Origin of the sequence: Streptomyces sp. BK239, from assembly GCF_004217285.1 — a bacterium.
GTDB lineage: Bacteria > Actinomycetota > Actinomycetes > Streptomycetales > Streptomycetaceae > Streptomyces.
On record NZ_SHKS01000010.1, the window covers coordinates 160,585 to 181,032 of the forward strand.

Annotated in this window: 21 protein-coding genes; 20 read left to right on the top strand and 1 reads right to left on the bottom strand. The window is 70.0% G+C overall.

The features are described 5' to 3' along the window. Nucleotides 1-17: 17 nt before the first annotated feature. The 5 genes from dop (at nt 18) to prcA (ending at nt 4,182) form a co-directional block, all read left to right on the top strand. Complete coding sequence (gene dop, locus EV567_RS25945; protein ID WP_347400509.1) at nt 18-1,529, top strand: depupylase/deamidase Dop; 1,512 nt, start codon at nt 18-20, stop codon at nt 1,527-1,529. 191 nt (nt 1,530-1,720) lie between these two features. Beyond that, entirely contained in the window at nt 1,721-1,939 is a 219-nt protein-coding gene (locus EV567_RS25950) for a ubiquitin-like protein Pup (protein ID WP_130444223.1), read from the top strand. 60 nt (nt 1,940-1,999) lie between these two features. Continuing rightward, entirely contained in the window at nt 2,000-2,575 is a 576-nt protein-coding gene (locus EV567_RS25955) for an endonuclease VII domain-containing protein (protein WP_130444225.1), read from the top strand. After that, nucleotides 2,527-3,372, top strand: a complete 846-nt coding sequence (gene prcB, locus EV567_RS25960; protein WP_130444227.1) for a proteasome subunit beta — start codon at nt 2,527-2,529, stop codon at nt 3,370-3,372. The genes EV567_RS25955 and prcB overlap by 49 nt, the downstream gene beginning before the upstream one ends. Before the next feature lie 60 nt (nt 3,373-3,432). Further along, nucleotides 3,433-4,182 (top strand): proteasome subunit alpha, encoded by a 750-nt coding sequence (prcA, locus tag EV567_RS25965; protein WP_130444229.1) that lies wholly within the window; start codon nt 3,433-3,435, stop codon nt 4,180-4,182. A gap of 88 nt (nt 4,183-4,270) precedes the next feature. Here the strand turns inward: prcA and EV567_RS25970 are convergent, their stop codons facing one another. Further along, a complete protein-coding gene (locus tag EV567_RS25970; RefSeq protein WP_165430489.1) occupies nt 4,271-5,287 on the bottom strand; it encodes a LacI family DNA-binding transcriptional regulator in 1,017 nt (338 codons plus the stop codon). An 87-nt stretch (nt 5,288-5,374) separates the two neighbouring features. Here EV567_RS25970 and EV567_RS25975 point away from each other — a divergent pair, with 87 nt between their 5' ends. The 15 genes from EV567_RS25975 (at nt 5,375) to EV567_RS26045 (ending at nt 20,401) form a co-directional block, all read left to right on the top strand. Continuing rightward, the gene (locus EV567_RS25975) at nt 5,375-6,634 is read left to right on the top strand and encodes an MFS transporter (protein WP_130444233.1); all 1,260 of its coding nucleotides are present in this window, start codon (nt 5,375-5,377) and stop codon (nt 6,632-6,634) included. Between the two features lie 9 nt (nt 6,635-6,643). Continuing rightward, nucleotides 6,644-8,005 (top strand): Pup--protein ligase, encoded by a 1,362-nt coding sequence (gene pafA / locus EV567_RS25980; protein ID WP_030955459.1) that lies wholly within the window; start codon nt 6,644-6,646, stop codon nt 8,003-8,005. Between the two features lie 167 nt (nt 8,006-8,172). Then, on the top strand, nt 8,173-9,180 hold the full coding sequence (locus EV567_RS25985) for an FKBP-type peptidyl-prolyl cis-trans isomerase (RefSeq protein WP_130444235.1): 1,008 nt from the start codon (nt 8,173-8,175) through the stop codon (nt 9,178-9,180). 59 nt (nt 9,181-9,239) lie between these two features. Then, the gene (locus EV567_RS25990) at nt 9,240-9,611 is read left to right on the top strand and encodes an FKBP-type peptidyl-prolyl cis-trans isomerase (protein WP_015661657.1); all 372 of its coding nucleotides are present in this window, start codon (nt 9,240-9,242) and stop codon (nt 9,609-9,611) included. A gap of 153 nt (nt 9,612-9,764) precedes the next feature. Further along, nucleotides 9,765-10,718 carry a YafY family protein gene (locus tag EV567_RS25995; protein WP_130444237.1) on the top strand — a complete coding sequence of 318 codons (954 nt, stop codon included), beginning with the start codon at nt 9,765-9,767 and terminating at the stop codon, nt 10,716-10,718. A 19-nt stretch (nt 10,719-10,737) separates the two neighbouring features. Beyond that, complete coding sequence (locus tag EV567_RS26000; RefSeq protein WP_242621004.1) at nt 10,738-11,976, top strand: YafY family protein; 1,239 nt, start codon at nt 10,738-10,740, stop codon at nt 11,974-11,976. Next, nucleotides 11,969-12,250 (top strand): hypothetical protein, encoded by a 282-nt coding sequence (locus EV567_RS26005; protein WP_130444239.1) that lies wholly within the window; start codon nt 11,969-11,971, stop codon nt 12,248-12,250. The genes EV567_RS26000 and EV567_RS26005 overlap by 8 nt, the downstream gene beginning before the upstream one ends. A gap of 20 nt (nt 12,251-12,270) precedes the next feature. Beyond that, on the top strand, nt 12,271-12,465 hold the full coding sequence (locus EV567_RS26010) for a hypothetical protein (RefSeq protein ID WP_130444241.1): 195 nt from the start codon (nt 12,271-12,273) through the stop codon (nt 12,463-12,465). 261 nt (nt 12,466-12,726) lie between these two features. Next, nucleotides 12,727-13,011, top strand: coding sequence for a Sec-independent protein translocase subunit TatA (gene tatA / locus EV567_RS26015; protein ID WP_130444243.1), 285 nt, complete (start codon nt 12,727-12,729; stop codon nt 13,009-13,011). A 47-nt stretch (nt 13,012-13,058) separates the two neighbouring features. After that, nucleotides 13,059-14,003 (top strand): twin-arginine translocase subunit TatC, encoded by a 945-nt coding sequence (tatC, locus tag EV567_RS26020; protein ID WP_130444245.1) that lies wholly within the window; start codon nt 13,059-13,061, stop codon nt 14,001-14,003. A 116-nt stretch (nt 14,004-14,119) separates the two neighbouring features. Next, complete coding sequence (locus tag EV567_RS26025; protein ID WP_130444247.1) at nt 14,120-16,972, top strand: RNA helicase; 2,853 nt, start codon at nt 14,120-14,122, stop codon at nt 16,970-16,972. 370 nt (nt 16,973-17,342) lie between these two features. Beyond that, complete coding sequence (locus tag EV567_RS26030; protein ID WP_130444249.1) at nt 17,343-18,986, top strand: ATP-binding protein; 1,644 nt, start codon at nt 17,343-17,345, stop codon at nt 18,984-18,986. After that, a complete protein-coding gene (locus EV567_RS26035) occupies nt 18,983-19,390 on the top strand; it encodes a roadblock/LC7 domain-containing protein (protein WP_130444251.1) in 408 nt (135 codons plus the stop codon). Before EV567_RS26030 ends, EV567_RS26035 begins: the two co-directional genes overlap by 4 nt. Then, entirely contained in the window at nt 19,387-19,800 is a 414-nt protein-coding gene (locus EV567_RS26040; protein ID WP_130444253.1) for a DUF742 domain-containing protein, read from the top strand. Before EV567_RS26035 ends, EV567_RS26040 begins: the two co-directional genes overlap by 4 nt. Next, complete coding sequence (locus EV567_RS26045) at nt 19,781-20,401, top strand: ATP/GTP-binding protein (RefSeq protein WP_130444255.1); 621 nt, start codon at nt 19,781-19,783, stop codon at nt 20,399-20,401. The genes EV567_RS26040 and EV567_RS26045 overlap by 20 nt, the downstream gene beginning before the upstream one ends. The last annotated feature ends 47 nt before the right edge of the window (nt 20,402-20,448 follow it).

Consider the following 20,448-nt stretch of genomic DNA (forward strand, 5'->3'; position numbering starts at 1 on the left):
CGGGCAAGGAGGGCCGCATGACCGTACGGCGAGTAATGGGCATCGAGACGGAGTACGGGATCTCCGTCCCCGGCCACCCCAACGCCAATGCCATGCTCACCTCATCCCAGATCGTCAACGCCTACGCGGCCGCGATGCACCGGGCCCGCCGGGCCCGCTGGGACTTCGAGGAAGAGAACCCCCTGCGTGACGCCCGAGGATTCGACCTCGCCCGCGAGGCCGCCGACGCCAGCCAGCTCACCGACGAGGACATCGGCCTCGCCAACGTCATCCTCACCAACGGCGCCCGCCTCTACGTCGACCACGCACACCCCGAATACAGCGCCCCCGAAGTCACCAACCCCCGCGACGCCGTCCTCTGGGACAAGGCCGGCGAACGCATCATGGCCGAAGCGGCCGAACGCGCCGCCGCACTCCCCGGCGCCCAGCCCATCCACCTCTACAAGAACAACACCGACAACAAGGGCGCCTCCTACGGCACGCACGAGAACTACCTGATGAAGCGGGAAACCGCCTTCTCCGACATCGTGCGCCACCTCACGCCCTTCTTCGTCTCCCGCCAGGTCTTCGCCGGAGCCGGCCGCGTCGGCATCGGCCAGGACGGCCACGAACACGGCTTCCAGCTCAGCCAGCGCGCCGACTACTTCGAAGTCGAGGTCGGCCTGGAGACGACACTGAAACGCCCCATCATCAACACCCGCGACGAACCGCACGCCGACGCCGAGAAGTACCGCCGCCTCCACGTGATCATCGGCGACGCGAACCTCTCGGAGATCTCCACCTACCTCAAACTCGGCACGACGGCCCTCGTCCTGTCCATGATCGAGGACGGCTTCATCGCCGTAGACCTCGCCGTCGACCAGCCCGTCCGCACCCTCCACCAGGTCTCCCACGACCCGACGCTCCAGCGCCTCGTCACCCTGCGCAGCGGACGCACGCTCACCGCCGTCCAGCTCCAGATGGAGTACTACGAGCTGTCGCGGAAATACATCGAGGAACGGTACGGCGCGGACGCCGACGCCCAGACCAAGGACGTCCTGGCGCGCTGGGAGGACACCCTCACCCGCCTGGAGAACGACCCCATGAGCCTCGCCGGCGAACTCGACTGGGTCGCCAAACGCGAACTCATGGAGGGCTACCGGCGCCGCGACGACCTCGACTGGGACGCCGCCCGCCTGCACCTCGTCGACCTCCAGTACGCCGACGTACGGGCCGACAAGGGCCTGTACAACCGGCTCGCCGCCCGCGGCCGCATCAAGCGGCTGCTGGACGAGGCCGAGGTCGAGCGGGCCAAGGCCAAGCCCCCGGAGGACACCCGCGCCTACTTCCGCGGCCGCTGCCTGGAGCAGTACGCCGACGACGTCGCCGCGGCCTCCTGGGACTCGGTCATCTTCGACCTTCCGGGTCGGGACTCGCTCCAGCGGGTCCCAACCCTCGAACCTCTTCGCGGAACGCGAAATCACGTCAAGGCACTCCTGGACCGCTGCCGGACCGCGGAAGACCTGGTCAGGGTCTTGTCGGGCGGCTGACCGGGGTACTCGGCCGGACCCGGGCGAGCGGGGTGAGAGCCCCGCCGTCCGGGAATCATCGAGGTGGCGCCCGTACGTTCCAGGAACTGCGGGGCCGATGTCGGACCCGGCTTGTAGGGTCTGATCATCACCGATCGGCAGGAAAGCCGACCTGTCGACCCATGTCGGGCGAACTGAGCGGGGTGAGGGTAATGGCGACCAAGGACACCGGCGGCGGCCAGCAGAAGGCGACGCGCTCCACGGAGGAGGTCGAAGAGCAGGCCGCGGAGACGCAGGCCTCGGACGACCTCAAGGAGCGCCAGGAGAAGCTGAGCGACGACGTCGACTCGGTTCTTGACGAAATTGACGATGTCCTCGAGGAGAATGCGGAGGATTTCGTTCGGAGCTTCGTTCAGAAGGGTGGCCAGTAAGCCGTTTTGGCCTTCGAATCGAAGGTCCGGTCGGGGGTGTGGGTGCAGGGAGATCGGACGGTGAAACGCTGCTCGCGGTGCAAGGAGTCCAAACCGCGGGCGGCGTTCGCCGGCAACAGGGCGGCGCGCGACGGCCTCCAGGCCTATTGCAGAGAATGCTGGGCGCAATACCACCAGGCTCGGCAACTGGCTAAGGGCAAGAACGTGCGTCCCCGAGTCGAGGTGCCTGAGGGGCACAAGTTCTGCCGTTCCTGCTGTGAGATCAAGCCGTACAGCGAGTGGCATCGCAATGCGTCTGCCTCTGATGGCCTGTCGACGAGCTGCAAGGCGTGTCGCGCGATCAAGGGGCGCGCCGGTCACCTGAAGCGCCAGTACGGCATCACCGAAGCCGAACGCGACGAGTTGGTCGCCTCTCAAGGGGGCGTCTGCTGCATCTGTCTTGCAGCGGCGCCCGAGCATGTGGATCACTGCCATCAGACGGGTAGGGTCCGTGGCGTACTGTGCTTCAGCTGCAATGCAGCACTGGGGCAGTTCAAGGATCGGCCCGATGCCATAAGGCGGGCTGCCGCTTACGTGGAAGGAATCGCGTGGAAGCCAACACTCGTAGCACCGGGCGTCTACCAGCTGCCTTCCTGACGCCTGGGTCCTCGTCCTTCATGGACTTTCTCTCCGAGCACCAGCCGGAGCTGCTGCCGGGCAAGCGGCAGCTGCCGCCGACGCAGGGTGTCATCGAGGCGCCGCACGGGACGACGATCGTGTCCGTGACGTTCCCGGGCGGTGTCGTGCTCGCCGGCGACCGCCGGGCGACGATGGGCAACGTCATCGCGCAGCGGGACATCGAGAAGGTGTTCCCGGCGGACGAGTACTCCGCGGTGGGCATCGCCGGCACGGCCGGTCTGGCGGTGGAGATGGTGAAGCTGTTCCAGCTGGAGCTGGAGCACTTCGAGAAGGTCGAGGGCGCTCAGCTGTCGCTGGAGGGCAAGGCGAACCGGCTGTCGACGATGATCAGGTCGAACCTGGGCATGGCGATGCAGGGGCTGGCCGTGGTGCCGTTGTTCGCCGGGTTCGACGTGGACCGGGGGAAGGGGCGGATCTTCTCCTACGACGTCACGGGCGGGCGTTCGGAGGAGCAGAACTACGCGGCGACCGGTTCGGGTTCGGTCTTCGCGCGTGGTGCGATGAAGAAGCTGTTCCGTGAGGACCTGACCGAGGAGCAGGCGACGACGCTGGTGGTGCAGGCGCTGTACGACGCGGCTGACGACGATTCGGCGACGGGTGGCCCGGATGTGGCCCGCCGGATCTTCCCCATCGTCACGGTGATCACGGAGGACGGTTTCCGCCGGCTCACGGAGGACGAGTCGTCGGAGATCGCCCGGTCGGTGCTGGCTCGGCGTCTGGAGCAGCCGGACGGTCCGCGGGCGGCGCTGCTGTAGTGGGCCGGTTCCGCTGGTTCAGGTGATCGAGTGACTTTCACAGAAAGGGACGGATAACCGGTGTCGACGCCGTTCTATGTCTCACCTCAGCAGGCGATGGCCGACCGTGCGGAGTACGCGCGGAAGGGCATTGCCCGTGGTCGCAGCCTGGTCGTGCTGCAGTATGCCGACGGGATCGTGTTCGTCGGCGAGAACCCGTCCCGTGCGCTGCACAAGTTCAGCGAGATCTATGACCGGATCGGTTTCGCCGCGGCCGGTAAGTACAACGAGTACGAGAATCTGCGGATCGGTGGTGTGCGGTACGCGGATCTGCGGGGTTACACCTATGACCGTGACGATGTGACGGCGCGTGGTCTGGCGAACGTGTACGCGCAGACGTTGGGCACGATCTTCTCTTCGGCGGGTGAGAAGCCGTACGAGGTGGAGTTGGTCGTGGCGGAGGTCGGGGAGACTCCGGACGGGGATCAGATCTACCGGTTGCCGCATGACGGTTCGATCGTGGACGAGCACGGTTCGGTCGCGGTGGGCGGTAACGCGGAGCAGATCAGCGGTTACCTGGATCAGCGTCATCAGGACGGCATGAGTCTTGCCGAGGCGTTGAAGCTGGCGGTTCAGGCGTTGTCGCGGGACACCAACGGTACGCAGCGGGAGATTCCGGCGGAGCGTCTTGAGGTGGCGGTGCTGGATCGTACGCGGCCGCAGCAGCGGAAGTTCAAGCGGATCGTGGGGCGTCAGCTGGCGCGTCTGCTGGAGTCGAGTGGTGCGGTGTCGGAGGCGGAGAGCGCCGAGGAGTCGGAGGACGACTCGTAGGCGTCGGTGCTGCTCGATGTCGCCCTGTTCTGTGCCCCGGTCGGTCTGCCGTCCGGGGCGCAGGGCGTTGTGGGGTCTTCCGGGGCCTTCAGGGGGTGTGTGGGGGCGCTGTGGAGCCTCGGGTGATGAGGTGGACGGGGATGTCCTGCGCGTCCGGTGTGCGGCCGTCCAGGACGGCGAGGAGGGCGTGCATGCCGCGTTCGCCGAAGAGTTCGGCGTCGAGGTGGACGGTGGTGAGTTCGGGGTCGAGGGCGCCGGCGAGGGCGAGGTCGTCGATGCCGGTGACGGAGAGGTCGTCGGGGATGCGCAGGCCGAGGCGGCGGGCTGCTTTGTAGGCGCCGGCGGCGAGTTTGTCGTCGTCGCAGATGACGGCGGTGGGGCGGTTGTGGGGGTTGCGCAGGGCGGTGAGGGCGGCGGTGAGGGCGCCGTCGATGGAGATGGGGGCGGGTGCCGTGCGCAGGGTGGTTCCGGGTGTCGTGGCGAGGCGGGCGGCGAGTTCGCGGGCGCGGAGGTGGAAGGTCCAGGAGGGGATGTCGGCGGCGAGGTGGAGGTAGTGGCGGTGGCCGAGGTGGAGGAGGTGGTCGGTGATCTGGTGGATGCCGTCGGCGATGTCGAGGTTGACGGTGGCCGCGGCGGGGTGGGCGGCGGGGTCGCTGTCGAGCATGACGAGGGGGAGTTGGTCGCCGCTGATGGCGGTGAGGGCGTCGGCGGCCATGGAGGAGGCGATGACGCCGTCGAGGGCGGCTTGGGCGGAGGCGAAGGGGTCGCGGGCGGGGCCGACGCCTTCGGGTGAGGGGTAGAGGACGACGCCGAAGCCGTGTTCGGCGGCGATGCGGGCGGCGCCGGTGTAGACGCCGGCGAAGAATTCGGTGGTGAGGGCGGGGACGACGAGGAGGACGGTGCGGGTGCGGCCGAGGCGTAGGTGGCGGGCGGCGAGGTTGGGGCGGTAGCCGAGGTCGCGGGCGGCTTGGCGTACGCGTTCGGCTGTGGTGGCGGAGACGCGGCCTTGCCATTTGTCGCCGAGGACGAGGGAGACGGTGGCTTGGGAGACTTGCGCGGCCTGGGCGACGTCGCGGCTTGTGGGGCGGGTGTTGCCTCGTGCCACCGTGGGCCTGCTCTTTCGTCTGGACTGGTGAACAGCGCACATGGTACGTATGACGGACGAGGTTATACGTACAACTGAGGCGGTTCGATGGCGGCGGGATACGGCGAGATCCTCAGGGCGAGGCATGCGGCCCGGCTGCTCGCGGGCACGCTCGTGGGGCGGTTGCCCAATGCGACGGCGGCGATCGCGGTCGTGCTGTTCGTGCGGGGCGAGGGGGGTGCGTACAGCCTGGCGGGCGCGCTGGCCGCGGTGTACGGCGTGGCCAACGCGGTCGGTCAGCCGCTGCTGGGGCGGCTGGTGGATCTGTACGGGCAGCCGAGGGTGCAGTTGCCGGCCGCGCTGGCGTCGGCGCTGGCGATGGCGGGGTTCGCCCTGTCGGGCACGGGGGTGCTGCCGCTCGCGTATGCGGCCGTGGCGGCTGCGGGGCTGTTCACGCCGCCTCTGGAGGGCGGGCTGCGGGCGTTGTGGCCGTCGGTGCTGCGCCGGGAGGACCAGGTGCACACGGCGTACGCGTTGGACGCGGTGGCGCAGGAGGTGATGTTCGCGGTGGGGCCGCTGCTGGTGACGGTGTGCGTGTCGCTGTGGTCGCCGGCGGTGGCGCTGCTGGTCATCAACGCGATCGGGGTGCTGGGGGCGCTGTCGGTGGTGGTGTCGGCGCCTTCGCGGGCGTGGCGGTCGGCGCCGCGTGAGGCGCACTGGCTCGGTGCTCTGCGGTCGCCGGGGCTGCTGGTGCTGTTGGGGGCTTTGCTGTTCGTGGGGGTGGCGCTGGGTTCGATCACGGTGGCCGCGGTGCCGTATGCGGACGAGCACGGTGGTGATGTGGTGTACGGCTGGCTGATGGCGGCGGTGGGTATGGGGGCGCTGGTGGGCGGTCTGGCGTACGGGGCGCGGGAGTGGCCGGGTGTGCCGGAGCGGCGGTTGCGTGTGCTGGTGGGGCTGCTGGCGGTGTGTTATCTGCCGTTGTTGCTGATGCCGGGTGCGGTGGCGATGGTGGCGTTGACGGCGGTGGCGGGGGTGTTTCTGGCGCCGGCGTTGGCTTGTGCTTTCGTGATCGTGGATCGTCACGCTCCGCGAGGGACGGTGACGGAGGCCTTCTCGTGGCTGGTGACGATGTTCACGGTGGGGATGTCGGTGGGGACGGGCGTGGCGGGGCCGGTGGTGGAGCGGGGTGGTGCGGTGTGGGGGTTCGCCGTGCCGGGGGTCGCGGGTGCGGTGGCGTCGGCGGTTCTGCTGGCCGGGGGGCGGGTGCTGGCGCGTCCGGTGGGGGGCGGGGTGGTTGCGGCTTCATCGGAAAATGATCCGAACCGTGTTGTCGAACCCCGTTTCAGTTCTGGTGATCGGGCGTAATGTTCAGTCATGGACCGCCGCATTTTCGGGCTGGAGAACGAGTACGGCGTCACGTGCACGTTCAGGGGACAGCGCCGCCTGTCGCCTGACGAGGTGGCGCGGTACCTCTTCCGCCGTGTCGTGTCATGGGGCCGTAGCAGCAATGTCTTTCTGCGGAACGGCGCCCGCCTCTATCTTGACGTGGGATCGCATCCGGAATACGCGACGCCGGAATGTGACAACGTGACCGAGTTGGTCACTCACGACAAGGCCGGCGAGCGCATTCTCGAAGGACTCCTGGTGGACGCGGAACGACGCCTGCACGAGGAAGGAATCGCGGGCGACGTCTACCTCTTCAAGAACAACACGGACTCGGCGGGCAACTCTTATGGTTGCCACGAGAACTATCTGGTGGCGCGGCACGGGGAGTTCTCCCGGCTCGCGGACATCCTGATTCCGTTCCTGGTGACCCGGCAGCTGCTGTGCGGCGCGGGGAAGGTGCTGCAGACGCCCCGCGGGGCGGTGTACTGCGTGAGCCAGCGTGCCGAGCACATCTGGGAGGGCGTGTCGTCGGCGACGACGCGTTCCCGGCCGATCATCAACACCCGCGATGAGCCGCACGCGGACGCCGAGCGCTATCGGCGACTGCATGTGATCGTGGGCGACTCGAACATGTCCGAGACGACCATGCTTCTGAAGGTCGGCGCGACCGATCTGGTGCTGCGCATGATCGAGGCGGGCACGGTGATGCGTGATCTGACGTTGGAGAACCCGATCCGGGCGATCCGCGAGGTCAGTCATGACATCACGGGCCGGCGCAAGGTGCGGCTGGCGAGCGGCCGTGAGGCCTCCGCGCTGGAGGTGCAGCGGGAGTACTACGAGAAGGCGGTGGACTTCTGCGAGCGCCGCGGCATCCGCACGGGCACCGTGGAGCAGGTGCTGGAGCTGTGGGGCCGCACGCTGGACTCGATCGAGTCGGAGGATCTGGACCGGATCGGCACCGAGATCGACTGGGTGATGAAGTACAAGCTCATCGAGCGGTACCGGGCCAAGCACAACATGACGATGTCGCATCCGCGGGTGGCGCAGATAGACCTCGCCTACCACGACATCCACCGTCGTCGTGGGTTGTACTACCTGCTGGAGAAGAAGGGTCAGGCGGCCCGGATCTGCAACGACTTGAAGATCTTCGAGGGCAAGTCGGTGCCGCCGCAGACGACTCGGGCGCGGTTGCGCGGTGACTTCATCCGGCGGGCGCAGGAGCAGCGCCGTGACTTCACGGTCGACTGGGTGCATCTGAAGCTCAACGACCAGGCGCAGCGGACGGTGTTGTGCAAGGACCCGTTCCGTTCGGTGGACGACCGGGTGGAGAAGTTGATCGCGGGAATGTGAGCGGATGCGTTGCGCCCCCTGTGGCCTGGGGCGGAGCGTGTGTGGGGCGTCGTGCGTGGTGCGTACGGCGCCCTTGCCGTGTCGCGTGAGCCTCGGATCGGCGGGCGGGTGTCAGTAAGGTAGCGCGCACGCCATCAGCAAGATCGACCGATTACGAGGCCCTCACCGTGCGCCGACGCTCACTCATTCTCGCCGCCGTCCCCGCAGGACTGGTCTCGCTCGCCGGATGCGGCGACGAGGAGTCCGACTCGTCGAGCGCGGCGGACGGCAGCGCGTCGCCTTCCGCCTCGGCGCCTTCGGCGGCGCCGTCGCCGAAGATCGTCGACGGGCCGTTGCCGGCCATCACGGCGGGGGTGAAGTTCGGTGAGAAGCCGACGGTCGCCAAGGGCTCCGGTGAGCCGTCCGACCAGCTCGCGGTCAGGACGGTCATCGCGGGCGGCGGCCGCGCGGTCGCGGAGAACGACTGGGTCCAGGCGAACTACCTGGGGCAGATCTGGTCCACCGCGAAGGTGTTCGACAACTCCTACGACCGTAAGACGCCGCTGCTGATCCAGCTGGCGCAGGGCAGCATCATCGACGGCTGGCGGTACGCGCTGTCGGGGAAGAAGACGGGCAGCCGCGTGGAATTCTCCGTCCCGCCGACCTGGGGTTACGGCACGGAGGGCAACGCGCAGGCGGGCATCAAAGGCACCGACACGCTGGTGTTCGTGGTGGACCTGGAGGCCACGTTCAACGCCAAGAGCTCCGCCGAGGGCAAGGATGTCCCGCAGACGGACGCGGCGCTGCCCGTCATCGGCACGAACACGGACGGCAAGGCGCCCTCGGTGAAGATCCCGAAGTCCGGCCCGCCGAAGGGGCTCGTGTCGAACTACGTCATCGAGGGCGACGGTGAGGTGGTCAAGGCGGAGAACACCCTGTTGGTCCAGTACCAGGGCGTGTTGTGGGAGACGGGCAAGACGTTCGACTCGACGTACGGGCGGGGCGAGCTGACGTCGTTCCCGCTGCAGAACGTGGTCAAGGGCTGGTCGCAGGGGCTGACCGGGAAGAAGGTGGGCAGCCGGGTCGTCATCGTGATCCCGCCGTCGCTGGGTTACGGCGACAGCCCGCCGGCGGGCAGCGGCATCAAGAAGGACTCCACGATGGTGTTCACGGTGGACATCCTCGCGAAGATGTGACGCCGTCGTGATGTAAGACTGGGGCGTTGCCTTTCCGCGAAACAGCAGGAGCGTTAGACGTGAGCATCGACAAGCCCGAGATCGACTTCCCGGGCGGCGAGCCCCCGGCGGACCTCGAGATCAAGGACATCTGGGAGGGCGACGGCGAGGTGGCGCAGGCCGGCCAGACCGTCACCGTGCACTACGTCGGTGTCGCCTTCAGCACCGGTGAGGAGTTCGACGCCAGCTGGAACCGCGGTACGCCGTTCCGGTTCCCGCTCGGCGGCGGCCGTGTCATCAAGGGCTGGGACCAGGGCGTGCAGGGCATGAAGGTCGGCGGCCGTCGTCAGCTGACCATCCCGGCCCACCTCGCCTACGGCAACCAGAGCCCGACCCCGGCGATCCAGCCCGGCGAGACGCTGATCTTCGTGGTGGACCTGCTCGGGGTCTGAGCCGCGCACGACGTCCCGGTCGATCACTGCGTGACCGATCGTGATCATCTGGAGCCCATGCCTGTCCGGGCATGGGCTCTCGGCTTTTGCCGGGGCGCCGCGGAGCGGTACGGTCATCCGTCAGAAGCACCATAAGGAAGGCGAAGGGCGTCGATGGCCATTGCCAAGGCCGAGCGGCTGATGAACCTGGCGCTGTGCCTGCTGGGGACACGGCGGCCGCTCAGCAAGCGCGAGCTGCGTGAGTCCGTCGAGGCCTACCTGGAAGCGGGGAGCGACGACTCCTTCAACCGGATGTTCGAGCGCGACAAGGACGACCTGCGCGAGTTGGGCCTCGTCATCGAGACGGTGGAGAGCCTGGACGGGGAGGTCGGCTACCTCGCCCGCCGGGACAGCAACAGCCTCCCGCCGATCACCCTGGACGCCGAGGAGGCCGCCGCGCTGGGGCTGGCCGCCAAGGTGTGGCAGCAGGCCCGGCTCGCCGGGGCGGCCAGCGGCGCCCTGCAGAAGCTGCGCGCCGCCGGACTCCCCGAGGACGTCGACCCCTACGAGGCGCACGGCGCGCTGGAGCCGCGCATCCCCGTGCACGAGGCCGCGTTCGAGCCGCTGATGCTGGCCTGCCGCGACCGCCGCCCGGTCGTCTTCGACTACCGCAAGGCCACCGCCGCCCGCCCCGAGCCCCGGCACGTCGAGCCGTGGGCGCTGGAGTGCTGGCGCGGCCACTGGTACCTGGCGGGCTTCGACCGCGACCGGGGCGCCGAGCGGGTCTTCCGGCTGTCGAGGATCACAGGCAAGGTCCGCTCCCGCGGCGGCCGCTTCACCGCCCCCGTCCCCGACGTCGTCACCGTCCGCGAGACCGTCGCGAGCTGGGCGGGGGAGAGCGCCGACCGCAGCGCGCGGATCCGGCTGCGCAAGGGCGCCGGGTACCCCTTGCGGGCGAAGGCCACGGCGGTCCGGGAACTCGGGGACGGCTGGGACGAGTTGGAGATTCCGTACGGGCACGGGCTGGACGCGTGGCTGGTGGAGTTCGGACCGGACGTGGTGGTCCTGGAGCCCGCGGAGCTGCGGGCCGACGTGGTGGACCGGCTGCGTGCCGTGGCCATGGGCTGAGGGGGAGCGGAAGAGAACTGTGGCAGGCAAACCGGTCAGGCCCGCGAACGCCATCGACCAGACCCGGCGGATGCTCTCGCTGGTGACGTATCTGCGTGAGCGTCCCGGCGCGCGCATCGAGGACGTCGCGCGCGCCTTCGGCATCACCGAGGACGAACTGGTCTGCGACCTCGACGTGCTGCCCATGTGCGGCACCAGTTTCAGGGGCGGCGACCTCCTGGACATCGACACCGACGGCGAGCGCATCTGGTGGCACAACCCCGCCGCGCTGGGCGCGGAGGCCGCCGAGCCGCTCCGGCTGGCCGCCGACGAGGCGACCGCGCTGCTGGTGGCCGCGCGGGCCGTGGCGACGCTGCCCGGGCTGCGCGAGGGCGACCGCCAGGCGCTGCTGCGGGCCACGGCGAAGGTGGAGACCGCGGCCGGCGAGGCGGCCGGCGCCAGCTCCCGGCTGTCGGTGACGTTCGAGTCCGAGGGCGGCGTCTTCGCCGACGTCGACCGCGCGATCTCCGAGCGGCGACGGCTGTGGATCCGGTACTACTCGCCCGCCCGCGACGAGCTCACCGAGCGGGAGATCGACCCGATCCGCCTGGTCAGCGTCGGCCACACGTACGTGGAGGCGTGGTGCCGCCGCTCGGAGGCGCGCCGCACCTTCCGGCTGGACCGCGTGGCCGAGATCCGCATCCTCGACGAGCCGTCCGCGCCGCCCGAGATCGAACTGCGGGACCTGTCGGAGGCGCTGGTGCAGCCGGCCGCCGAGGACCCGGAGGTCGTCGTCGAGACCGGCCCCGGCGGCCGGTGGGTCGCCGAGTACTACCCCCACGACAGCGCCGAGGAACTCCCCGACGGCGGCCTGCGCATCACGCTGCGCACACCGGACCCGGCGTCGCTGCGCCGTCTGGCCCTCCGCCTCGGCCGCGACGGCCGGATCGTCTCCCCGGAGGCCCTCGCCGACAGCGCCCGCCACGCGGCCCGCGAGGCCCTCGCCGCCTACGAGGGCGCCGAGGCGCAGGACTCGCCGCGGGCGTCCGCCGGGACGGCCCGCCGCCCGTCGCCCGGCGACGGCGTGACCGCCACCGCGCGGACCCCCCAGCAGACCGACGCTCCGGCCGGTGAACCGGCGGGCGGACCGGGCGCCGGTCCGGTCGGTGAGGCGGTCCTCGGGGCGGCGGCCGTCGTCGGCCCGGGTGGCGCCGGGGCGGGGGGAGCACGGGGAGCGGGCCTCGCGACCGGCGGCGCCGGGGGGCGGGGTCTTGAGTGAGCCCGGGGGCCGAGGGGTCTCCGTGGCGGCGGCCTTCGCGGGGATGCGCAGCGCCGACCCCGTGGTGTTCCGGGCCGGCTGCCCGGACTGCCGGGGGCGCTTCGAGCTGGCGGCGGGTGCGCTGCGCCTGGTGCTCGGGGCGTCCAGCCGCACCACGTTCTACTCCTTCACCTGCCCCGACTGCGGCGCGGCCGTGCGCAAGCCCGCGGGGGAGCGGATCGTCGAGCTGCTCACAGGCGGCGGCGTACGGACCCTGCGGCTCCACACGGCGTAGGACGGTCTAGGCTCAGCGGCATGTTCTGGCCGATGTTCGCGGTAGCCGTGGGGTTCCTGGGTCTGGTCGTACTGGCGGTGTTCGCGGTGCGGGTGTTCCTGGAAGCGCAGTGTCTGGGGCGGCAGGTGGAGGACTCCGCCCGCCGTATCAGCAGGGCGGCGGAGGAGCTCGAGCGGGCGTCGCTGAGCGCAGCCCGCGCCGCGGACTCCCTGTGAGCGGGGCGGACCGTTCCTGTGAGTGCCGCCCGGGACGTGTTTTGGGCCGGTTCGGCCTCCCGGCGCGGCGGTTGAGGCAGGTACGCTGCTGGTCGTGGTCCCGAAAACGAGGCCGGGACCGCGACCGGGAGTACGCACGGGGATTGCCTCACGTTCACCCCTGAGCGTTACGATCGCTGACGACCCGATCGTTCGGACACATGTCCGATCGGTCGGACACAGCACCCCCACCCAGCCGCCTCGGTGAGAAGGTAAAGACTTATGTTCGGAAGGCTCGGCGCCCCCGAGATCATTCTCATCCTCGTCGTCATCATCCTGCTGTTCGGCGCGAAGAAGCTTCCGGACATGGCCCGCTCGCTCGGCAAGTCCGCGCGCATCCTCAAGAGCGAGGCCAAGGCGATGAAGGAAGACGGCAACAGCACGGCGACTCCGGCGGGTCCGCCCAACCCCGGCGACCAGGCTTCGCAGCGCACCATCCAGGCCGCCCCCGGCGACGTGACCAGCTCACGTCCGGTCAACGAGCCGACGGACACCACCAAGCGCTGACGCCGGGCCGGACGCCACCGGCTCGCCGCACGAGATGAGGACGTGGGTTGCTCAAGTCTGCCCGCAAGCAGCAGAAGGACCCCGAGGGGCGGATGCCCCTCGTGGAGCACCTTCGTGAGCTGCGCAACCGGCTCGGGAAGTCGGTCCTGGCCATCGTGATCGCGGCCGTCGTGGCCGCCGTCTACTACCAGGACATCATCGACTTCCTCACCGAGCCCATCCAGAGGTCGGTGGGCTGCTCGACGCCGTTCTCCGAGCTGGCCAAGCAGGGCGACGGGGTCTGCGGCAACATCACGATGTCGGGCCTCATGGGTCCGTTCACGCTGATGATCAAGGTGTCGCTGACCGCCGGCGTGGTCATCGCCAGCCCGGTGTGGCTCTACCAGCTCTGGGCGTTCGTCGCGCCCGGCCTGCACAAGCACGAGCGGAAGTACGCCTACGGCTTCGTGGCCAGCGGCGTCCCCCTGTTCCTCGCGGGCGCCTGGTTCTCGTACCACGTGCTGCCCGCGGCGGCGACCGTGCTGCTGGAGTTCACACCGTCGTCGGCGGTCAACCTTCTGCCGCTGGACGAACTGCTCGACCTCGTGACCCGCATGGTGATCGTCTTCGGGCTCTCCTTCGAGCTGCCCCTGCTGCTGGTCATGCTCAACATGACGGGGATGATCGGCGGCCGCCGGATGCTGGGCTGGTGGCGGGGCATGATCATGGGCGTCACCGTCTTCGCCGCCTTCGCCACGCCGACGGTCGACCCGGTCTCGATGCTGTCGCTCGCCGCGCCGATCATCGCGCTGTACTTCCTCGCCACCGGCTTCGCCCTGCTCAACGACCGGCGCAGGCGACTGCGGGAAGCCGAGGGCCCCGCCGACGACGAGGCGTCCGAGCTGGACCTCACCCCCGAGGACATCGGCGAGATCGAACAGGTGCCGGCCGCCCGCGCCCTCCCCGAGCAGACCTCCCGGGAACGGGTCAACGGCTACGACGACGTCACCTGACGCACCACCGACGCGGTGACAAGGGCCGGACGGATTCCGTCCGGCCCTTCGCCGTGCCCAGCGCACCCTCACCTGACCTGCACGGATCATATGTTTGTCGAGGGTAGATCCGGATAATGATCGTCCTGTTGTCAGTGACGCCCGGTACGCTCGAAAGCACGATGACAGAGGACCTCTCACCGGCCGAGCGGTACGCGGCTGCGCGCAGGCGCGCGGCCGAGCAGGCCACCGCGCTCGCGTCCTTCCGCGAGATGTACGACTTCGGTCTCGACCCCTTCCAGGTCGAGGCGTGCCAGGCGCTCGAGGCGGGCAAGGGCGTCCTGGTGGCCGCCCCCACCGGCTCGGGCAAGACGATCGTCGGCGAGTTCGCCGTCCACCTCGCCCTCCAGCAGGGCAAGAAGTGCTTCTACACGACACCCATCAAGGCGCTGTCGAACCAGAAGTACTCCGACCTGTGCCGACGCTACGGCGCCGACAAGGTCGGCCTGCTCACCGGCGACAACAGCGTCAACTCCGACGCCCCCGTGGTCGTGATGACCACCGAGGTGCTGCGGAACATGCTGTACGCCGGCTCGCAGACCCTCCTCGGGCTCGGATACGTGGTGATGGACGAGGTGCACTACCTCTCCGACCGCTTCCGGGGCGCGGTGTGGGAGGAAGTGATCATCCACCTGCCCGAGTCGGTCACCCTGGTCTCGCTCTCCGCGACCGTGTCCAACGCCGAGGAGTTCGGCGACTGGCTGGACACCGTCCGCGGCGACACCGAGGTGATCGTCTCCGAGCACCGGCCCGTGCCGCTGTTCCAGCACGTGCTGGCCGGGCGGCGCATGTACGACCTGTTCGAGGAGGGCGAGGGCCACAAGAAGGCCGTCAACCCCGACCTCACGCGGCTGGCCCGCATGGAGGCGAGCCGGCCCTCCTACCAGGACCGCCGGCGCGGCCGGATGCGCGAGGCCGACCGGGAGCGCGACCGCCGGCAGCGCTCGCGGGTGTGGACCCCGGGCCGGCCCGAGGTGATCGAACGGCTCGACGCCGAGGGGCTGCTGCCCGCCATCACGTTCATCTTCAGCCGCGCCGCCTGTGAGGCCGCCGTCCAGCAGTGCCTGTACGCCGGACTGCGCCTCAACGACGACGAGGCCCGGGCACGGGTGCGTGCCCTCGTCGAGGAGCGCACCGCCGCCATCCCCCGCGAGGACCTGCACGTCCTCGGCTACTACGAGTGGCTTGAGGGGCTGGAGCGCGGCATAGCGGCTCACCACGCGGGCATGCTGCCGACGTTCAAGGAGGTCGTCGAGGAGCTGTTCGTGCGCGGCCTCGTGAAGGCCGTCTTCGCGACCGAGACGCTCGCCCTGGGCATCAACATGCCCGCCCGCTCGGTGGTGTTGGAGAAGCTCGTCAAGTGGAACGGCGAACAGCACGCCGACATCACCCCCGGCGAGTACACCCAGCTCACCGGCCGCGCGGGCCGGCGCGGCATCGACGTCGAGGGACACGCCGTCGTGCTGTGGCAGCGCGGCTCCAGCCCCGACCACCTCGCCGGACTCGCCGGCACCCGCACCTATCCGCTGCGCTCCAGCTTCAAGCCGTCGTACAACATGGCGGTCAACCTGGTCGAGCAGTTCGGGCGGCACCGCTCGCGGGAACTGCTGGAGACGTCGTTCGCACAGTTCCAGGCGGACCGGTCGGTCGTCGGCATCTCCCGGCAGGTGCAGCGCAACGAGGAGGGCCTGGAGGGCTACAAGGCCTCCATGACCTGCCACCTCGGCGACTTCGACGAGTACGCGCGCCTGCGCCGTGAACTCAAGGACCGCGAGACCGAGTTGGCCAAGCAGGGCGCCGCCCAGCGGCGCGCCGAAGCGGCGGTGGCGCTGGAGAAGCTCAAGCCGGGCGACGTGATCCACGTCCCCACGGGGAAGTACGCGGGCCTGGCCCTGGTGCTGGACCCCGGCCTGCCCGCCGGCCGGTCCAACGGCCACCGCGGCTTCGACCACCACGACGGGCCGCGCCCGCTGGTGCTCACCGCCGAACGGCAGGTCAAGCGGCTGGCGTCGATGGACTTCCCGGTGCCGGTCGAGGCACTGGACCGGATGCGGATCCCCAAGACGTTCAACCCGCGTTCGCCGCAGTCCCGCCGGGACCTCGCCTCCGCGCTGCGCAGCAAGGCCGGGCACATCACACCGGAGCGGGCCCGCAAGAAGCGCTCCCAGGCCGCCGACGACCGCGAGATCGCCCGGCTGCGCACCGCGCTGCGCGCCCACCCCTGCCACGGCTGCTCCGACCGGGAGGACCACGCCCGCTGGGCCGAGCGCTACCACCGACTGCTGCGCGACACCTCGCAGTTGGAGCGCCGTATCGAGGGGCGGACCAACACCATCGCCCGCACCTTCGACCGGATCGTCGCGCTGCTGACCGAGCTGGACTATCTGCGCGGCGACGAGGTCACCGAGCACGGCAAGCGGCTCGCCCGGCTCTACGGCGAACTGGACCTGCTGGCCAGCGAATGTCTGCGCGCCGGGGTCTGGGAGGGGCTCGCCCCCGAGGAACTCGCCGCGTGCGTCTCGGCGTTGGTGTACGAGGCCCGGGTGGGCGACGACGCGATGGCGCCCAAGCTGCCCTCCGGCAAGGCGAAGGCCGCGCTCGGCGAGACGGTGCGCATCTGGGGCCGGCTGGACGCCCTGGAGGAGGAGTTCCGCATCTCCCAGACCGAGGGCGTCGGCCAGCGCGAGCCCGACCTCGGCTTCGCCTGGGCCGCGTACATGTGGGCCTCGGGGAAGGGGCTCGACGAGGTGCTCCGGGAGGCGGAGATGCCGGCGGGGGACTTCGTGCGGTGGTGCAAGCAGGTGATCGACGTGCTGGGGCAGATCGCGGCGGCGGCTCCTTCGCGGGAGGGCTCCACGGTGGCTCGGGCTGCCCGTAAGGCCGTCGACCAGTTGCTGCGGGGGGTCGTGGCCTACTCGTCCGTGGGGTGATGGTGCGTCGGCGGGCGCGGGGAGGTGGTGGCTGGTCGCGCCCGCGCGGCGGAGCCGCACATCGGGACGGCCCCGCGCCCCTTGCGTGAGTTGTCGTGACGTCGGTGCGCTGGGCCCCTGCCTCACCCCTCGCGGGTGAGGCTTTTCGTTTTCCCTGTCTGCGTTACTGCTTGTGTTCGACTGGGCGCTGAGGGTTTAAATCGCCGACGTTACTCCAGGTGCCGTTGCGGTTTCAGGCGGTTGCCGAATGTGACGCGGCGTTGATCCGGTCGGACTAGGCTCGCCCGCGGCGCACCGAGTTGAGGGGTGATCGTGCGCTTGTTCCCGAATGTTCCGAAGACTCCGACATGTCCCTACCGAGGGTGCCTCTATGGTGAGTGTTCAGTCCCCACCCGGCCGCCGTGAACCGGCGTACGCCCGAACGCTGTTGCTGCCGGTGATACTGATGGCCGCGGCGACCGGGGCCGCCGTCGCCCTGGTCGCGGCCCCGGCGCGGCTCGCCGTCGGCGTGTGCGGAGCCGTCGCCACCCTCCTGGTGACCGCCGCCGGCGCAGAATGCGCCCGCCGCGGCAGGCGCATTCGGCGACTGCGCGTCGAACAGGACCAGCGCGTCGACCGATTGGAGCGGCGGATCTACGCCCAGGACGAGCTGAACCTGCGGATGGCGCGGGAGTTCCTGCCCCGGACGGTGAAGTGGATGCGCAGCGGGCATTCCCCCGTCGAGGTGGTCCGCCACCTCCAGGACACGGAGCCCTCCGCCCGCGACCTCAACGAGGCGCAGAAGGCCCTCCTGCTGGGGGCGTTGGAAGCCGTCGACCACGAGCAGTCGCTGCGTGAGTCCAACCAGCGCTCGTTCGTCAGCATCGCCCGGCGCGTCCAGGCCATCGTCCACCAGCAGGCCGACGAACTGCGGGAGATGGAGGAGGACCACGGGCGCAACCCCGAGGTCTTCGACGACCTGCTGCGCATCGACCACGGCAACGCGATGATCGGCCGTCTCGCCGACTCCATCGGCGTGCTCGGCGGCGGCCGGCCCGGCCGCAGCTGGCCCCGGCCGGTGCCGCTGTACAGCGTGCTGCGCGGCGGCATGTCCCGGATCCTGGAGTACCGGCGCATCCAGCTGAACTCCATCGCCAAGGTCAACATCCGGGGCCTGTCCGTCGAGCCGCTGATCCACGCGCTCGCCGAGCTGCTCGACAACGCCACCCGCTATTCACCTCCGCAGAGCAAGGTGAACGTCAACGCCGTCGAGGTGCAGACCGGCATCGCCATCGAGATCGAGGACGCCGGCGTCAGCCTCAGCGAGGAGTCCCGCGCCCGGGTCGAGGAGATGCTGGAGAAGGCCAAGGAAGGCGTCGACATCCAGGAGCTGGGCGGGAACCCGCGCCTGGGCATCGCGGTCGTCGGCCGGCTGTGCACCTCCTTCAACCTGGACGTGGCGCTGCGCAAGTCGGCGTACGGCGGCGTCCGGGCGGTGCTCATGGTGCCGAGCGAGATGATGACCACCGACCCGGCCCCCGGTTTCGCCCACGGCATCGGCGCCACCGCCGTACCCGAGATGACCTTGTACGACGCCGTCGAGGGCCCCAAGCGCGCGCCGAAGAAGCGCCGCCCCACCAGCCCTCGCGTCCCCGCCGGGGTCTCGCTGACCGACGACGAGGTCCCCGAGATCACCGAGTGGACGGAGAAGGGGCTGCCGCAGCGCCGCAGCAAGGTGAAGACCCCGCTCACCCAGCGCTACGCCGAGGCGGCCGAGTCCGAGCGCCTCGAGCGGGAGGGCACCCCGGACGTCTGGACGCAGGCGGCCCGCGCCGAGGAGGAGGCGGCGGCCAGGCGGAAGTCCGAGCGGAAACGGTCCGAACCCGGAGTGGCGTTCGAGGCCTTCTGGGAGGGCCTGAAGAAGGACAACCCGGGAGTCCACCCGACGGACTTCACCCGCAATCCGACCGCCTATCTGCACCTGATCGAGGACAAGGCCGAGAACCGGGCCGACGACGAGGGGGACCCCACGTGATCCAGCAGCGCGCCAACTTCGACTGGATGCTCAAGGAGCTCTACAGCGGCGTCCCGGGCATCCACATGATCGTGGTGCTCTCCTCCGACGGTCTGCGCCTGGCCCGCTACGCCGGCGACCCCGACGCGGCCGACCGGGTCGCCGCCGCCTGCGCCGGCCTGCAGAGCCTGGCGGGCGCCGTCGCCCAGGAGATCCCCTCCACCGACGGCGACATGAACCTCGTCGTGATCGAGATGGAGGGCGGCTACTTCTATCTGATGGCCGCCGGCGCCAACGCCTACCTCGCCGTCCTCGCCGACGTGCGCTGCGAGCCCGGCCGGATGAGCGGCATGATGCGCGACCTCGTGGTGCGCATCGGCGCCCATCTGACCAGTCCGCCCCGGCGTGACGGGCACAGCGTATGACGCCTTCGCGACGCCACCGGCGGCCACCGCTGCCGCACGAACCGCCCGCCGGGGAGCCGGAAGAGGCGGAGGGCGACGGCGAGGCGGACAAGCACGTCGAGCGGCTGTACACCATCTCGGCCGGCGACGGCGAACGCGCGCCCCTCGACCTGGTCACGCTGATCGTGACGCGGGCCGAACCGCCCTCCTCCGCGACCCCGGAGCAGCTCGCGGTGCTCCGGATGTGCCGGGCCCCGCTCGCGGTGGCCGAGGTGTCGGCCTACCTCGGTCTGCCGTTCAGCGTGGTGACGGTGCTCCTCACCGAGATGCTGGCCGCCGACCTCGTGCACGCGCGCGACCCGATCGTCCGGCAGCAGCTACCCGACCGTTCCCTCCTCGAAGCGGTGATGCATGGACTTCAACGGCTCTGACGCGATCCCCGGCCCGCGCGCCGAGGACTGTCTGCCGGACACCATCCAGGCGGCGGCCAAGATCGTCATCGTGGGCGGTTTCGGCGTCGGCAAGACGACCATGGTCGGCTCGGTCAGCGAGATCAGGCCGCTGACCACTGAGGAGACCATGACCCAGGCCGGCATCGGCGTCGACGACGACTACGGCTCGGACTCCAAGACGGCCACCACCGTGGCGATGGACTTCGGCCGTATCCGCATCACCGACCAGGTCGTGCTCTACCTCTTCGGCACCCCGGGCCAGGAGCGCTTCTGGTTCCTGTGGGACGGCCTGTTCGAGGGCGCGCTCGGCGCCGTCGTCCTGCTCGACACCCGCCGCCTGGAGGTCAGTTACGAGGTCATGGGGCGGCTGGAGGAGCGCTGCGTGCCCTTCGTCGTCGCCGTGAACAACTTTCCCGACGGCCCCCGTCACCCCGTGGAGGACCTGCGCGTCGCGCTCGACCTGCCGCCCTACGTGCCGATCGTGGAGTGCGACGTGCGGCGCCGGGCCTCGAGCCGTGACGTGCTGACGACGCTGGTGGGTTTCCTGCAGTCGCTGCAGCTGAGCGGCAGCCTCCGCTGAGCCGCGCGGCGCCCTGCCGTGGCCTCCCGCCCCGACCCCGACCCCGA